Source organism: Streptomyces sp. NPDC048504 (assembly GCF_043200035.1).
GTDB lineage: Bacteria > Actinomycetota > Actinomycetes > Streptomycetales > Streptomycetaceae > Streptomyces.
This window is the reverse complement of the sequence record NZ_JBICXA010000005.1, coordinates 303,214-319,189: the sequence shown is the minus strand read 5'-3', so window position 1 is coordinate 319,189 and position 15,976 is coordinate 303,214. Positions and strand designations below refer to the sequence as shown.

11 protein-coding genes, 1 tRNA gene and 1 pseudogene are annotated in these 15,976 nt (G+C 71.0%); 5 read left to right on the top strand and 8 right to left on the bottom strand.

The genetic code is table 11. The annotated features are described in order from the left end of the window. Positions 1–99: 99 nt before the first annotated feature. Positions 100–1,068 (top strand): annotated as a pseudogene (locus tag ACGFY9_RS15155) (alpha/beta hydrolase). A 174-nt stretch (positions 1,069–1,242) separates the two neighbouring features. Here ACGFY9_RS15155 and ACGFY9_RS15150 read toward each other — a convergent pair. Together ACGFY9_RS15150 and ACGFY9_RS15145 are read right to left on the bottom strand one after the other, a co-directional pair. Next, on the bottom strand, positions 1,243–1,968 hold the full coding sequence (locus ACGFY9_RS15150) for a DUF4241 domain-containing protein (RefSeq protein WP_393754225.1): 726 nt from the start codon (positions 1,966–1,968) through the stop codon (positions 1,243–1,245). Positions 1,969–2,088: 120 nt separating this feature from the next. Further along, on the bottom strand, positions 2,089–3,096 hold the full coding sequence (locus tag ACGFY9_RS15145; RefSeq protein WP_393754223.1) for a thaumatin family protein: 1,008 nt from the start codon (positions 3,094–3,096) through the stop codon (positions 2,089–2,091). A gap of 220 nt (positions 3,097–3,316) precedes the next feature. Here ACGFY9_RS15145 and ACGFY9_RS15140 point away from each other — a divergent pair, with 220 nt between their 5' ends. After that, on the top strand, positions 3,317–5,215 hold the full coding sequence (locus ACGFY9_RS15140; RefSeq protein WP_393754222.1) for a sigma-70 family RNA polymerase sigma factor: 1,899 nt from the start codon (positions 3,317–3,319) through the stop codon (positions 5,213–5,215). 22 nt (positions 5,216–5,237) lie between these two features. Here the strand turns inward: ACGFY9_RS15140 and ACGFY9_RS15135 are convergent, their stop codons facing one another. Then, positions 5,238–6,314: a thaumatin family protein gene (locus ACGFY9_RS15135; protein ID WP_393754220.1), complete on the bottom strand. Its 1,077-nt coding sequence runs from the start codon at positions 6,312–6,314 to the stop codon at positions 5,238–5,240. Between the two features lie 311 nt (positions 6,315–6,625). Between ACGFY9_RS15135 and ACGFY9_RS15130 the strand changes: the two genes are divergently transcribed. Beyond that, entirely contained in the window at positions 6,626–7,186 is a 561-nt protein-coding gene (locus tag ACGFY9_RS15130) for a DUF3455 domain-containing protein (protein WP_393754218.1), read from the top strand. A 70-nt stretch (positions 7,187–7,256) separates the two neighbouring features. On the opposite strand, the gene ACGFY9_RS15125 is transcribed toward ACGFY9_RS15130, so the two are convergent. Beyond that, entirely contained in the window at positions 7,257–9,338 is a 2,082-nt protein-coding gene (locus tag ACGFY9_RS15125) for an AAA family ATPase (RefSeq protein WP_393754216.1), read from the bottom strand. A gap of 276 nt (positions 9,339–9,614) precedes the next feature. Between ACGFY9_RS15125 and ACGFY9_RS15120 the strand changes: the two genes are divergently transcribed. Next, a complete protein-coding gene (locus ACGFY9_RS15120; protein WP_393754214.1) occupies positions 9,615–10,880 on the top strand; it encodes an alpha/beta hydrolase in 1,266 nt (421 codons plus the stop codon). A gap of 82 nt (positions 10,881–10,962) precedes the next feature. Here the strand turns inward: ACGFY9_RS15120 and ACGFY9_RS15115 are convergent, their stop codons facing one another. After that, the gene (locus ACGFY9_RS15115; protein WP_318019431.1) at positions 10,963–11,421 is read right to left on the bottom strand and encodes a cupin domain-containing protein; all 459 of its coding nucleotides are present in this window, start codon (positions 11,419–11,421) and stop codon (positions 10,963–10,965) included. 175 nt (positions 11,422–11,596) lie between these two features. On the opposite strand from ACGFY9_RS15115, the gene ACGFY9_RS15110 reads away from it, so the two are divergent. After that, positions 11,597–12,211, top strand: coding sequence for a TetR/AcrR family transcriptional regulator (locus ACGFY9_RS15110; protein ID WP_393754212.1), 615 nt, complete (start codon positions 11,597–11,599; stop codon positions 12,209–12,211). 35 nt (positions 12,212–12,246) lie between these two features. Here the strand turns inward: ACGFY9_RS15110 and ACGFY9_RS15105 are convergent, their stop codons facing one another. From ACGFY9_RS15105 to ACGFY9_RS15095, 3 genes are all read right to left on the bottom strand, one after another. Then, positions 12,247–14,613: a hypothetical protein gene (locus ACGFY9_RS15105; protein ID WP_393754210.1), complete on the bottom strand. Its 2,367-nt coding sequence runs from the start codon at positions 14,611–14,613 to the stop codon at positions 12,247–12,249. A 3-nt stretch (positions 14,614–14,616) separates the two neighbouring features. Then, positions 14,617–14,688, bottom strand: a tRNA-Lys gene (locus ACGFY9_RS15100). An 87-nt stretch (positions 14,689–14,775) separates the two neighbouring features. After that, positions 14,776–15,795 (bottom strand): YbhN family protein, encoded by a 1,020-nt coding sequence (locus ACGFY9_RS15095; RefSeq protein WP_393754208.1) that lies wholly within the window; start codon positions 15,793–15,795, stop codon positions 14,776–14,778. Positions 15,796–15,976 lie beyond the last annotated feature (181 nt).

Sequence of the window (15,976 nt, the reverse complement as noted above, 5' to 3'; positions counted from 1 at the left end):
ATCCGTCACCTGGCTGCCTGGCCACCTGAACGCCTGGCCGCCTGCCCCAGACACCTCCATCTTCGTTCGTCCGGCACCATCCCACGAAAGGCCCATGCCATGACCCCGGCACGTCCCGCTCTGGATTCCGAACTGCAAGAGCTGTTGGCCGACATGCCCCTCATGTCCCAGCTCACCCCGGAACTTCTCGCGCAACTACGACAGCTCCCCTCGGCGCCCGTCGACTCGCTCCTGGCACACCGGCAGGTCGACCGGCGCGAGGCCAGCGTGCCGGCCGAGGACGGTGCCCGGATCCGCCTGTCCGTCTTCAGCCCCGCGAACGCCGATCGCACCGCCGCCGCCCCTTGCGTCTACTGGATCCACGGTGGCGGGATGGTCATGGGCGATCGCTTCTCGCAGATCGACATCCCGCTGGAATGGCTCGACGAGTTCGGCGCGGTCGTGGTCTCCGTGGACTACCGGCTCGCACCGGAAGTCACCGGCACCACCCTCGTCGACGACTGCTACCAAGGTCTGCTCTGGACCGTCGAACACTCCGAGGAACTGGGCATCGACCCCACCCGGATCATCGTCGCGGGCGCCAGCGCCGGTGGCGGCCTCGCTGCCGGTCTCACCCTGCTGGCACGCGACCTCGGCGCCCCGGCGATCGCCGCGCAGATGCTGATCTGCCCCATGCTCGACCACCGCAACACCACCACCTCCAGCCGCCAGTACTCCGGCGTGCCCGGTGTCTGGACCGGCGAGATGAACGAGTTCGGCTGGCGAGCCGTACTCGGCGACCTCACCGGCGACGAGGTGTCCGCGTACGTCTCACCCGCCCGGGCCGAGGACCTCTCCGGCCTGCCGACCACCTACATCGACGCCGGCTCCGCCGAAGTCTTCCGCGACGAGGACACCGACTACGCCACCCGCATCTGGGCGGCCAGCGGCTAGGCCGAACTCCACGTCTGGGCAGGCGGGTTCCACGGCTTCGACGCGCTGTATCCGCAGGCGGACGTCTCGGCCACGGCCCGCCGAACCCGCACCGACTGGCTCAGCCGCCTCCTGCGCGCGAACGGCTCCGCCTGACGGGCAAGCACAGTTGGCCGCTGCTCGCCGAGGGAACTGCCGGCCACGGGCGACGGCCACGGCTGCCCGCTACGGATGCGTGATCTCCGCGATCACTGTCGCCGCCGGGGGAAGCTTGGCGATATCGGCCGCGATTTCCTGGACGGGAGCTGACACTCCGTCGAGGGCGCCGCGTCAGGCCTTGGCTCCGGACATGCCGCTGGTCACCACGATCGCCGCCACCGCGCCGGCCCCGGTGCGGCCCAGCCAGACCACGCCGCCCGACTCCGCGGTGAAGGTGACCAGGTCGGCGTGTCGTGTCTCGTCGCTCAACCGCTCGCAGTTGTCGGGCAGTTGCTCGGACTCGCGCTCCACCGGGCTGCCGTCCACGAACGTGCGGAACGGCGCGACCAGGGTCGTCCACGCCTCGGCGTCGGCGAAGCAGCCGACGTTGGCGTCGGAGGAGAACCCGACCTGCTCACCCGGCTGAAGGAGGTCGAGGTCGTCGTGGATCCCCAGGCCCATCTCCCACCCGGTCACGGGGTCGTCGCTCAGGCGTATCCGGGTCGCGGCGCACGCGATGCCGTCGAAGTGTTCACCGAAGAACTCGTACGGCCCCGCCGTCCAGGCGATCTCCACCGGGTAGGTGCCCGGCGGAATCCGTGCGGCCAGCTCGCGCGGGGGCTTCGTCGGCGACCCGTCCTCGTAGTCGCCGATCTCGTCGTCGTGCCACGGCGCGTCCACGATCAGGCGGCCGCTCGGTATGCGGATGGTGGTCATCCGCTCAACACCCGTGACCACGACCGGCGTCGACGGATCGTCGTACACCGTCCCGAGCTGTGCGCCGGGCGTGAACGCCGTCTCCAGATACCAGGCGGCCTCCGGTCCGGCTGCCAGCCGGGCGTCCCCGAACCACTCCATGTCCCGTCCCTCCCCTCCCCTGCCGTCCGCCTGGACGGTCAAAGGAAAAGGTACGTGGGGCCACTGACATCGAGCCGGTGCACCGACATCGCACCGAGTGCACCGACATCGAACCGAGTGCTACGACCCGGTCGTCCCGAAGGTGACCTTGTAGTAGCAGGCCCCCTTGCACGGCATCGTCGCCCCGTCGTCGAAGGCGTACGAATAGGCGTACGGGGCGGCCCGCTTGAAGACCTGGGTGTAGTCGACCGGCCACTTCGAGGGGACGCAGTTGTCGCGGCCCGCCCAGGCGCCGCGGCAGCAGTACGTGTCGCCGCCGAACGCCGCGCAGGGCGGCTTGCAGCCGACGACCTGGCCGCCCGACACCGCCCGCATCGCGGTGGGGCAGTCGACGTCCGACGTGCAGACGCCCTTGTAGCAGCCCGAGGAACTGACCGGGTCGACCGTCGTGGTGTGCGAGATGTTGATGTACATCGGCAGGTTCGAGCCGTCGACCATGCTCACGTCGTAGAAGTCCATCCCGGCGTACGCGTCGAACGTGAACTCCCCCAGTGTGGTGGGCGGGTTGGCGCCCTCGCACACGCTGGTGCAGTCGCCGGTCGCGCAGTGGCCGGCGGCCGTGGAGGTGCAGCCCGTGCGTCCCCAGATACGGCCGCCCCAGTTGTTCGCCACGGTCACCGACAGGCTCTGGCCCGGGGCGAGTTGGCGTCCCGCGGGGTAGACGGACGTGTTGGTGACGATCGCCCAGACCGTCTTCGGGGTGCGGTTGACGACCGTGATCAGGCGTTTGCCGGCGGGGGCCGTCGAGGCGTGATGTGTCGGCTCAACTGCCTTGGTGGTGGGTTTGCTTGTGCTCTTCTTCGAGACGGCGGCCTTGGGGGAGGGGGAAGCCGAGGCGCTGTGGCTCGGGGAAGGCGACGGCGCGGGCGAGGCGCTCGGGGACACGGCCGGACGCGCGGCCGTGTCCTGGTGGGCCGTCGTGCGGGTGCCGCCCGTTCCGGACGGCGTCCACACGCTGTAGGCGATCAGCACGGTGGCGGCCGTGGCGAGGGCGGCCGCCACGACGTACCACCAGCGTCGGCGGTGCCGCCGTGGGCTCGCGCCGAGTCTTCTGCGTCCTCGTGCCATGGTCCTCGCGCCTTCCTGATGCTCTTCGGATGCGGTCCAGTCGCGGTCCAGATGCGGTCCGCCTATCGGTGACCTGTTCGGCGACGGCCCGACAACATAAATTCGGACGCGACCGGCTGATTTCTTTTGTTGTCCTGTTTTCTGTAGTCCTTGCGCGCGTCGGCGGTCTCCGAAGCAGAGAGATGCCACGGCCGGACCACACGCGGAGGAACGAACGCAGATGACCGAGAAGCCCAGGAGTGGACCCGACGCGGGCGTGGTGAGCGCCGCGTGCGCGGGTGACCGGCAGGCCCTGGATCACCTGCTGACGCAGTGCCTGCCGCTGGTCTACAACATCGTCGGCCGGGCCCTGAACGGTCACGCCGATGTCGATGACGTCGTACAGGAGACGCTGTTGCGCATGGTGCGGGGGCTGCCGAAGCTGCGGGATCCCGCCGCGTTCCGGTCGTGGCTGGTGGCCATCACGATCCGACAGGTACGGGACCGTGAGCAGACACGGGCCGCCGATCGCGACCGCAGGGCGCACCTGGAGGACGCGGAGGCGATCACCGACCCCGCGCTCGACTTCGCCGGACTGACCATCCTGCGGCTGGGGTTGACCGAGCAGCGCCGTGAAGTCGTCGAGGCCACGCGCTGGTTGGACCCGGACGACCAGGAACTGCTGTCCCTGTGGTGGCTGGAGGAGACCGGCGAACTCGAACGGGCCGAACTCGCCGGTGCGTTGGGGCTCTCCGACCGGCACGCTTCTGTCCGCGTGCAGCGCATGAAGAAGCAGATGGAGGTCTCGCGGGTGGTGGTGCGGGCACTGGCCGCCGCACCGCGCTGTGCGGAGCTGGACGAGACGGCTTCGACGTGGGACGGCACGCCAAGTGCCTTGTGGCGTAAGCGGTTTGCCCGGCACATCCGTGGGTGCGGGGTGTGCCAGGGGCTCGACGCGGGGCTGCTGCCGATGGACCGGCTGCTGAGCGGGCTTCCGCTGGTGGCCGTGCCGACGGGACTTGACCCGGCGCGGGTGCTCAACGCCGTTATGGGGGCGGGTGGTTCATCCTCGCCGGCGGACCAACCCGGGCAGTCCGCGCAGCGGGGTCCACGCCGGCGGCACGGGCGCCGGTCCGGTCGTATCGGCGGCAAGCAGGTCGTGGGTGGTTCGGCGGCGGTCGCCGTCGTCGTGGTGGCCGCGCTGGTCGCGCCCCGGCTGACCGGGGGCGCCTCTTCTACGACGGCTGCGGCATCGGCGTCGCCCGCTCCGGTGGCCGGCGCCTCCCCGAGCCCCACGCCCTCGGCCTCTCCGAGCGCGTCGCCGAGCGCCTCCCCGACGCCGAAGGCCAAGCCGAGTCCCTCTCCCTCGAAGCACACCGCCGCCGCCCCCGCGCACATCGCCGCCGGCGCCAAGAAGGGAGTCGGGGTGTGGACGTTCGGCGGGGTGAGCCAGGCGCTCGCCGCGAGCGGGGCGAGCTGGTACTACACCTGGTCCACGCAGCACTCGGGTGTCACCACCCCCTCGTCGGCGTCGTTCGTGCCCATGATCTGGGGAGCGAAGTCCGTCACCGACTCCTCGCTGGCGCAGGCCCGGGCGTACGGGCCCTATCTGCTGGGGTTCAACGAACCGGACATGGCGCAGCAGTCGAACATGACGGTCGAGCAGGCGCTGGAGTTGTGGCCCCGGCTCATGGCGGCGGGCAAGATCCTCGGCAGCCCGGCGGTGGCCTTCGGCGGTGACACGGCGGGTGGCTGGCTGGACCGTTTCATGTCGGGGGCGAAGACGAAGGGGTACCGGGTCGACTTCATCACGCTGCACTGGTACGGCGGCGACTTCCGCACCCCGCAGGCCGTCGAGCAGCTGAAGTCGTACCTGGCCGCGGTGTACGCGCGCTACCACAAGCCGATCTGGCTCACCGAGTACGCGCTGATCGACTTCTCCCAGGGGACCCATTTCCCGTCCGCGCAGCAACAGGCCGATTTCGTCACCGCGTCCACCAAAGCGCTGGACGGCCTGCCCTATGTGCGGCGCTACGCGTGGTTCGGGCTGGGCGCGGACCCGTCGAAGCCGAGCAGCGGGCTCTTCACGGACGGTACGACGACCACCGCGGCGGGCCGGGCCTTCCAGTCCGCCGACTGATCCGGCCCGGCCGCCCCCGGAATCAGGGGCTCACGCCCCACGTGATGCGGTAACCGCACTCTCCCGAGCAGGTGAGCACGCTGGTCGCGTCGTCGTTGACGTAGGAGTACGCGAAGGGCTCGGCCTTCTTGAACACGGCCGCCGAGTCGACGGGCCAGAAGGACGGGACGCACTGGGGCCGTGCCGCGTACGCGCCCGTGCAGCAGGTCTGGTCCGTCTTGAACACCAGGCAGGCGCTCAGGCAGGCCACGACACGGCCGTCCCGGACGCGCTGGAGTTCGGTGGGGCAGGTCGTGTTGGCGTCCCGGGTGCAGCCGGCGGCGGAGCAGCCGTTCGCGTCGATCTTGTCGTGGGACGAGCCGCCGTAACTGTTGATCCACATCGGCAGGTTGTTGCCCTCGACCAGGCTGACGTCGTAGAAGTCCATGCCGTTCCAGGCGTTCAGGTTGAACTCGGCCAGCGTGGAGGGGAATTCGCCCCAGGTCGAGCCGCACTGGAAACGGCCGCAGTCGCCGGTCAGGCAGTGGCCGTCGCCGGACGCGTCGAAGGAGCAACCGGTACGCGCCCACACCCGGACGTCCCAGTGGTCGGGGACGGTGAAGCTGAGGCCGGCCCCGGGCTTCAGCACCCAACCCGTCGCCTCCACAGGGTGTTTGGGGTCCGCCGCGATCGCCGGCCAGATCGTCTGGTCGAGGCGGTTGACGAGGGTGACGGTCCGCTTTCCGGCGGGCACGGTCCTCGGTTGACCGGCCGCGCGGGACGGTGAGGCGCTCGCCTCGGACGGCTTCCGTGCGTCAGGGGTGGGCGAGGGGGAGGGTGTGGCGCGCGGCGATGACGTCGTCGTAGGTGAGGGGCCGGGACGGGACGGGGTGGCGGCAGCCGCCGTACCGTGCGCGGACGACGGGCCAGCGACCGTACGGTGTCCCGGAGTTCCTGTCTGCGCGCGGATCAGCAGGACGCCGGTCACCACGGCGAGGCAGGTCAGGAGCACCGCGGCGGCCAGGCCGATCTGTCTGCGTACCGGGCGGGGCGCGCGGCGGTGGCCCGCCGTGGATCGTGCGCGCCCTTGTCGGCGGATGGACAACCGGCAACGAGGCATGTCTCAACACTCCTGTCCGTTCCCACGCTCCGTCGCGCGGCGATCCGGCCGGCGGAGTCTTCCGTGTCTTCCGTAGTGGAGACCGGCGCACGCCCTGCTGGACAACGGAAACGGGGACGGCAATACCCACTTCGCCGGGGCGGTGAGCAGTGCTGGTCATAAGTCGATCAGAAGTTGGCAACCTGGCGACGAGTAATCCCCCGTACATTGCGGCAGCGGGGCCGAAGATCATCTGATCGGCCCGGGAGTCCGGTATTCCCGCGACCCCGATACCCGCGACCCTGTTCAGAAATTGCTCTGGAGACATACCGATGAAGATCGCCAAACGTCTCATCCTCACCGGCGCGGCCGTCACCGCCGTGGCCGCCGGCACGCTCGTGAGCGCGACCGTCGGCCAGGCCGCCACCCCGCAGCCGCCCCTCCGCCTCGGCGTCACCGTGCCCGACGCGCTGAAGGTCCCGGACGGCAACAAACTCACCGGCGTCTTCTCCGCCGCCGGCGTCCAGACCTACACCTGCACCAACAGCGCCTGGACGCTGCTGGAGCCGGCCGCCACCCTGTGGGCCAAGAACGACCACGCCAAGCGTCCCGTCGCCCTGCACTCCCGCGGCCCGGTGTGGGTGTCCACGGTGGACGGCAGCGCCGTCAACGGGTCCGCGATCGCCAACTCGCCCAAGACGGGCACCATCCCCGAGCTGCTGCTGAAGGCCACCGCCACCCGCGGCACCGGGATGTTCGCCGACGTCTCCTACGTCCAGCGCCTGGGCACGAGCGGTGGCGTCGCGCCCACCACCGCCTGCACCGGCACCAGCACGGACCAGGTCAGCGTGCGGTACACCGCCACGTACGCGTTCTACAAGCCCGCCAAGTAACTCGGGGTGGTGAAGGCAGTTGGCCCCCCGGGCGACCCCGAGGGGCCACTGCCGTGCGTCCGCCGGGCGCTCAACTCCCGTGCGGAGGCTCCTGTTCGGCCCTGATCCGGCCATGCACCTCCCAGTCCCACACCGTCTCGCGCACCTCGTCCAGGGCGCGGGCCAGATGCCTGCGGTAGGTGCTGAACGCCAGGTTGAGCTTCCGCGCCACGGCGTCCTGCGTGGACGTCGAGTGGTACGTCAGCGTGAGCACGTCGTGCAGATGCCGGGTGCGGGGATGGGCGTTCAGCCGCTGTACGGCCTTGCCGATCAGGTCGCGGAGCGCGGTCACCGGGTCGCCCTCGCTGAGTTCCTCCACCAGCCGGCTGCGCAGCAGCGGGTTGTCGGCGAGCCCGCCGGGGTCGAGCCAGCCGCGCAGCGCCTCGCGGACGGCGGCGTCGGACTCCTCCCGACTCAGCGGTGTGACACGGGACTTGGGCTTCCCGGCCGCCACGGCCGGTGCTCCGCCGAGCAGGCGCGCGTCGATGCCCTCGGCCCACTCCTCCACCCGCGCCGCCCGCCAGTCGTGGCAGAACAGGCCGTACCCGCGATCGGCGTGGACGGCCCGGCGGGGCGGCTGGAACATGCCCATGTACGTCATCAGCGGTGCCCAGAACTTCGGTTCGGCGCTGACGAAGGAGGACCAGGCGCAGTGCTTGGCGCGCAGCAGCTCGAAGACGATCCGCATCCGCACCAGGTCCCACGACCGCGAGGGGCGGTGGTGGTTCTCCTCGTGCACCATGAACCGTGCCACGCCCAGGTGTTCGCCCTGGCGCGGGGGAGTCATCGCGGAGACCAGATCCCACGCCTCCGCCAGCACGGGGTCCGCCGCCCGGGTCTCGTCGTCGAGCGCGTCGATCGTCAACCAGGCCATGAACCCGAGGAGTTGACCCGTGTCGCAGCGCCGGTGGACGTGGAACGCCTCGGGCTGACGTCTCAACCAGTACGCGACCATACGGGCGTTGTGCTCACCCTCGACCTTGTGGGTCAGTTCGATCAGCGCGGGGGCGTCCTCCGGGCGCATCGGCTGGTCGTGCACGTCGGGTTCGTCGCGCGTGCCCTGGAACTCCCTCAGCCACTGCGACCTGGAGACGATGTGGTTGAACTCGCGGGCGGCGCGCAGGGCTTCCTTCTCCGGTGCGTCGCGGACGCGCTCCACGAGGTGGCGGCGGATCGTGCGGTGCATGGCCTTGTAGCGTTCCGGGTCGCGCCAGCGGAAGTCGCTGTCGAGGGCGTCACGGACGACGTCGTAGGGGCACACCCCGAAGGGACCCGACTTCATGAACGACAACTGCCGCAGCCAGGCGAAGAGTTCGGATGCGTCCTCGTCCGGGAGTGCCACGCGCAGCAACTCCTCGGTGGTGTCCGCGACATGGCCGCACACCTCCAGTGCCCGCCGGTGTGCGGGCGAGGGCGGTCTGCCGACGATGTGGGTGAGCAGGCGGTCGACGACCGTGCGCAGTGGGGCCCAGAAGACCTCGTCCGTCGAGGAGTTGTCGTGGGTCGCGGCTTCCGCGACCAGCCGCAGGGCGAGCGGATGGCCCGCGGCGAACCGGAGGAGGGACGCGTGCAGCGCGGGGTCGGCGCCCTGCGAGGTGAGCAGCGCCGCCGAGTCCGCGGGGCCCAACTCCCGCAGGGGCACGACCTGGAGGACCTCACTCCACGCGAGGTCCGCCTTCCAGAGGGGGTCGGGTGCGTGCCGTCCGGCGACGACCACCAGGGCTCCGGCAGGTAACCGCGGCAGGAAGCGGTCGCGTATCCACTCCTCCATGGCGCGGTAGCGCTCGAAGTCGTCGACCAGCAGGACAGCGTTGTCGCGGGCGAAGACCTCGGCGGTCGCCTCCTCGAAGGCCGCCGGCGAGAGCTCGACCGTACGGGCGTCGACGCCGACGACCGGCCGGCCCGCGGCGCGTGCCTCCGCGGCGAAGCGCTGCAGCAGGGCGCTCTTCCCCATGCCGCCCGGGCCGTGCAGCACGATGACCATCGGGGTGCCGGGTTCACCGGCCAACGCCCGCCGGAACAGGGCGAGTTCCTCTCGCCTGCCGACGAAGTTCTGCAGGCGGGCGGAGGCCAGTCTGTCGGCCAGGAGGCCGGCGGAATCGTCCTTCGCCATGCCGTTCCCTTCCCCGGAGTCGACCGCATCGGACCGCTGCGAAACCTACCCGTTCGGGCCGGGCCATGGACCACGGCCGGACCTTACGCCGGTCTTACGGACAACGGGACCGATCACCGGCCGGGCGCCCTAAACCTGGGAGGGGGCCTTCCGTGGAAACACCGGCCAACCCGCTTCTTTGTCCTATTCGTGCTCGTTGAGGAACGCAGAAGGGTCCGTAGCCCTCCTTCTGTGTGAAGGAAACAGCACAGGCAAGGAAACCGGGGACTGAGTGGCATGGGTTTGACCAGCGAGACTACCGTTTATGTGGTGGCGGCCGTGGCTGCCGTCTGCGTGGCGCTGCTGGTCTGGGTGTGGCCGCGGCTCGCCAGTCCTGGCGTGCGGCAGGTGCTCGGGCGGCTGGCAGCCATTGGAGTGACTCAGGTCACCATCATCGCGGCGTTCGCGTGCTGGCTGAACTCCTCGTACCAGTTCTTCGGATCGTGGGGCGAGCTGTTCGGCGACGTCGACACCGCCCCCGTCGGCGTGACCCAGGCGGCCGACCACAACGGCGACGGCTCGATCGGCGGTGTCTCCGTGAAGGGGGCGCTGGTGCAGCCCGCCGGCGACGAGCAGCTGAGCCGGGTCAGCGGACTGCCCACCGGCAATCCCGCAGTGAACGGCAAGGTGGAGTCCGTCAAGGTCATCGGCCGCCGTACGGGAGTGGTCGACCCGGCGTTCGTCTACCTGCCGCCGCAGTACTTCCAGAAGGCGTACGCGCGCCAGCGCTTCCCCGTCGTCGTCGCGCTCAGCGGCTACCCGGGCAGCATCTTCAACCTCGCGCAGTACCTGCGGGTGTCGCAGACCGCCGGGCAGCTGCAGAAGAGCGGGCAGATGCAGCCGACCATCATGGTGATGATCCGGCCGACGATCGCCCCGCCGCGCGACACCGAGTGCGTGAACGTTCCTGGTGGACCGCAGACCGAGACCTTCCTCGCCAGGGACCTTCCGCAGGCCCTCAAGTCCGTCTACCGGGTGGGTCACGACGCCAGCGCCTGGGGCGTCATGGGGTACTCCTCCGGCGGCACCTGCGCCCTGCAGCTGACGATGCGCAACCCGCACGTGTACACGACGGCCGCCGCGCTCTCCCCCGACTACCGGATCAAGGACGACCCCACCACCGGCAACCTCTTCGGCAGCGGTCTCGGCAGGGTGAACCGGGTCAACGGGCATGACCTGATGTGGCGGTTGAAGCATCTGCCCATTCCTCAGGTCTCCGTCCTGGTCGCCGACAGCAAGCACGGCGAGCGGGGCTATCCGCAGACCCTCGCCTTCATCAAGGCCGTCAAGGCGCCCATGCGCGTCGCGTCGATCCTGCCCGAGTCGGGGAGCCACAACTTCCCCACCTGGGTACGGGAGATGCCCGCGTCCCTGAAGTGGATGAACCAGCAACTCACCTTCCCCCAGGACGTCGTGCCCCGGCACGTCCCCAAGAAGGGCAACAGCACCGTGCGGGCGGAGGGCACCGAGCCCAAGAAGCCGACCGCCGGGGCGCGCAAGTAGCCGCCGGCAGGTCACTGCCCGTTCGTACGCCCCAGCGTCCCGGGCGGTTCCTGACGGGACGTTCCCTACGGCGCCGGGTGCCTCAGGCGTAGTCGGTCGCGGGGACCGTGCCGTAGCGGCTCATCGTCTCGATCGTCGACTCGGTGTTGAACTCCCGGCCGCCGGCGATCATGTCCCGTAGGTCGCGGAAGTACTGCACGAACAGGTCGGGCGTGAAGGTGTTGACCATCACCGCGGGCTCGTCGCCGGGGTTGGCGAAGGTGTGCGGGGCGCCCGGCGGGATCATCGCGAGGGTGCCCGCCGGGGCGATGTGGACGGTCTCGCCGATGGTGAAGTGCACGGTGCCGGAGACGACGTAGAACCCCTCGTCGTGCTGGGCGTGGCGGTGCTGCGGCGGGCCCTGGGTGTGCGGGGCGAGGGTGATCTCGCCGATGCCGAGACGGTGGCCGGTGGTGCTGCCGTCCTCCAGGATGCGCATCGTGACCGGCCCCAGGCGGATCGACTCGCCGTCGTCCGGACCGACCACGGAAACCTCGTTCATCGCCGACTCCCTTGTGTGTGGCGCGAGTTGCGCGCTCGTCGCGCTGTGGCGCGCCCTGAGAACAGTAGGCCTGCATCTCTCGTTATGCAAGCAGACTCTCATGATGAGAGCTTGTCGTGATAACGTAAGGGAGACGGACGGCAACGACGAGCGAATACGGGGAAGTGACGCACCGATGGCGACAGCACAGACGGACACGGGCCGCAGCAACCAGAAGAAGCGCACCCGTACGGCGATCGTCGAGGCGGCGCGCGGGCTGATCGGCACGGGCAGCGAGGTGACGATGCCCGAGGTCGCGCGCGTCGCCCTGGTCTCCGAGGCCACCGCCTACCGTTACTTCCCCGACCTGCCGTCCCTGATCGGCGAGGCCCTGGCCGGTGTCTGGCCCGACCCCGTCGACGCGCTCGGCCCGGTCGCCGACTCCCGCGATCCGGTCGAACGGATCGCGTTCGCCTGCGAGTTCCTGCTCCGCGGCACCCTGGCCCGGCAGGGCGGGGTGCGCGCGATGATGGCCGCGACCATCGTCCGCCCCGACACGGCGAACATGCGCCCCGGCATCCGCTTCGGCCTCATCGACCACGCCCTCGCCCCCCTGGCGGCCACCCTCGGGGAGTCCGACCCGGACGCGTTCACCCAGCTCAAGCGGGGCCTCGCGGTGGTCATGGCCGCGGACGCCCTGTTCACCCTCACCGACCAGTGCGGCCTCACCCCCGACGACGCGATCGCCAGCGCCGTAGGCACGGCGAAGACCCTGACGGAGGCGGCGGTACGCGCGGCGGCGGAGGGTTAGGAGCGAGGGTTCGCGGCGGCCTGTGTGCGGACCTCTCAACTGCCCTTTGTCTCTAGGGCGGTTGGGTCCATCGCCAGCCAGTGGCCGTCCGTGGTCCAGCCGAGGAGTCGGCGGGCGCGGCCCCCGTCCGCCGTGCCGTCGGGGGCGAAGCCGCCGCCGTCCGCGACCAGGCGAAGCCCGGCCAGCACGGGCGCGAGGCGGGCGGCGACATGGTCGGCGTGACGGGCCGCCTCCGCGTCCAGGTCGTCGAGCACCCGCCGCTGCTCGGCGGGCGCGCAGAGGGACAGGTGGAACACCAATTGCCGCCAGGCGTAAGCCGTGTCCTTGATCGTGGGGTACGGCCACGGGTTGCGATGCACCCGGGCGGTCAGCCGGCACACGGTGCCGAAGCAGCGGCGTGCCAGGTCGGCCCAGTCCGGCTCGGGGGCGATGCCGACCCGGTGGACCAGCGTGGCCAGGTTGTGCGTGGTCAGGATCTGGGACTGCTCGATCACCTTGCCGTTGGCCGCCACCCAGGACCCGGACGAGGAACCGGACTTCGACCCTGCCGGAGCCGAGGACGCCGCCGCGGCCCGCTCCGCGCACAGCCGCGCGAACCCCGGGGACGTCCGGGGTCCGGCCCCGTCCGCCCGGCCCGAGGCCTCGTTCGCTTCGGCGGTCGCCAGGTCGCGGATCGCCGCGTAGTCGATGCCGTAGTACCGCTCGTACAGCGAACCGCCGAGCAACTCGCCCGCGATCCCGGCCGCCACAAGGAACTTGGGGCCGAAGGCGTCCATGAAGATGTCCGCGGCCAGCTCCTCCACCAGCGGGGCGCCCAGCTCCGACTGGCGGGCGAGTACGCCGAGTTCGCGCACGAGCGGGTTGGGCAGGATCGTGCCCGGGAACCCGCGCACGGCCAGTTCGCCCAACTGCCGTAGCAGCAGGGCCGCTTCGGCCGCGCCGTCGCCGCGCTGCGCGGCCACCGCCCGTACCCAGGGCAGTTCCTCGATCCGGACCTGCCGCTCCAGGTTGAGGAGAAGCAGCGAACGGCGGTTGCGGAACGCGCGGTAGTTGGCGGCCATCAGCGTCCGCAATGCCGGGTCGTCGTAGCTCCGCGCGGTGGTGACGGCGACCAACCGCGGTATCAGTTCGGCCAGTACCTCGGCCGAGGGGACGACCCCCCGTTCCGCGAGGGTGGCTACGGGTGCGCTGAGCGCGCCTTCGACCACCCGGCTTACGGCGGGCGGGAGTTGGGCTCCGGCGGGCAGGCCGGTCTCCCGCTCCTCCGGCCCGGTCACGGGGGCGAGTACGGGTGCGAGGTCGGCGATGCCCGACTCCTGGGGCAGCACGGCGAGGCGGCCCACCACCACTTGCGCCAGGGCGTAGTGGGAGGGGAGCGCGGCCTGGTCCCGCTGTACGCGGCGCAGTTCCGTGTGCGGTGCCGAGCCCGGCATCCCGCGCCGCCGCACCATCGACGCGACGGCGTGCCGCAGCAGCCCGAGCCGCCGCGCGTCCAACGGCCGTCCGGCGACGGTCTCTTCCAGGGCGCCGCGCAGAATGCCCAGGTTCTCCTTGGGGTCGCGGTGCTTCCCGCAGCGCGTGTGCTCCTCGGCCAGTTGCCGGTACCGGTTCAACAGACCGGCACCGCGAGCCAACCAGTCGGCATCCGGGGCGAGTTCGAGCACCCGCCCGTCCTCCCCGCCCGCCGTCTCCAGCCAGTGGACGAGCAACTCGTCCCCGAACGGCTGCCATACGGCGAGTGCCTCGCGCTGTGTCTCCACGGCCGCGTTGGGCCGCCGCCGGACCAGCCGGTCCACGGTGTCGGAGACACTACGGCGGTGCAGCGCGTCGGTGACGTCCGGCGCGGACCGGCCGGTCGACGGGCGGGGCAGGAACCGGAGTTGATCCGCGAACGGCTCCAGCTCCGTGACCAGGTCCAGCGCGGCGGCCGTCTCCCCGTGCCGCACCAGCCAGGCCATGATGAGCAGCGCGCCCTCCTCGGGCACGGTCACCTCGTACCGCCCGCTGTTCAACTGCCCCCACAGCCAGGCGAGTCCGCTGTCGGTGAGACAGTGCGCGAACAGCGCCCGCCGGTCAGCGGGCACGCCGAACCGCTCCGCGAGCCGCGTCTCGTACGGCTGGAGCGGGCCGCCCGCGCTCGGGGTGCCCGTGGCGAAGCCGCCGTGCACCACCTCGGGGGTGACCCAGGCCGGGAGCCCGGCCACCGGGGTGCGCGAACCGATCGACAGCAGGCCGCCGGCCATCCCCGCGAGCACGGCACGCCAGCGCGTCACGCGGCCCTCCGCGCGACGGCGGGTGTCGGCGTCCTCGTGGGTCAGGGCGGTCGTGAAGGCCTTGGCCAACTGGCCCCGGGCATAGCCGGGGGCCGCGGCGAGGTGCTGCTGGTCAGCGTCGTCGTCCATAAGCCGACGTGGCAGGTCCTGCCCCTGCGCCCTCCGGGATAAGAGCCCGGTGCTCTGCTGCTGAGCTACACGCCGATGAGCAGCGACGCTAGACGCGGAACGGGCCGTCGTACAAGGGGATTTCGACGGACAAGGGGATGGCGATGTGCGGGGGGACGTCGGTCATAGCACCTTCCGGTGGACCAGCGCCGAGAGCATCAACGCGCCCGGCAGCAATGGCACCCACACCGTCAGGACGCGGTAGCCGATGACGCTCGCCGTGGCCAGGTCCATGGGGGCGCCGAACGCGACCATCGTGAACACCGTCGCCGCGTCCACGGGACCGATCCCGCCGGGTGCGGGAACGGCGCCGACCGCGGTGCTGGCGGCGAGGAACGCGAGGACGACCTGCGCCCAGGACAGCGGCATGCCGAGCGAGGCCCCGACCGAGAAGATCACGGTCGCCTGCAGCACCGGCGCGGCGGCCGCACCGCCCCACAGGGCGAGGATCCGGCTGGGCATGGTGTGCAGCTGCCGTACGTCGGTCAGGGCGGTGCGGAAGCAGCGGAGGACCGGGCGGCGCAGCGGAGGTACTACCGCCAGGAGCAGGGCGGCCGTGCCGAGTGCGAAGCCCAGCCCGCCGAAGGCGAGGACCAACGACCAGCCCTGCGGGACGAGTTGGCCGAACCTCAGCATCTCGGGGAAGGCGATGAGGAAGGCGACGAGCACGATGGTCTTCGCGATCGGCCTGACGAGCGAGTACAGGGCGAGCGAGGCGGTGGCGCGGGCGAGGGGGATGCCGCGGCCCTGGAGGAAGCGCAGCGTCACGGCGTGGGCGCCGATGCTGGCCGGCAGCGCGTGGTTGGCGGCGCCGGCGGCGAACTGCGAGGCGATCAGCAGTCCGGTCGGCAGCCGCTCGGGCACGGCACCCTGGCGGACGAGGGCGGCGGTGCCCCAGCCGAGGCAGGTGAAGAAGAACGCGGCGAGCAGCCACCAGGGGTCGGCGGAGGCGAGCCGGGCCGTGCCGTCGTACATGGCACGCCAGTCGACCGCCGCCCACACCGCGATCAGCAGCAGGGGCAGCAGGGTCAGGACCTTGGTCGCGAGGCGTGCGGCGGAGGGGAGGCGGAAGGGGACGGGGGCGGGGCCGGCGGTGGGGACGGGGAGCGGCCCGGGGATCTCTTCGAGCGGAAGCAGGGACACGTGGCGAAACGTTCCCGTCCGGTATGACGTCGTGGTGTCCGTAAGCGGAAGGGGCGCGGGCGGCTGGGCGACGCGGACGGCATGAATGGCTTGAAGGGCCCGGGTGAACGCCCCGGGCGCATCATCGGCATCATCCGGGACACCGCCCACTCCACCACCCACGCCACCACCCCAGATCATT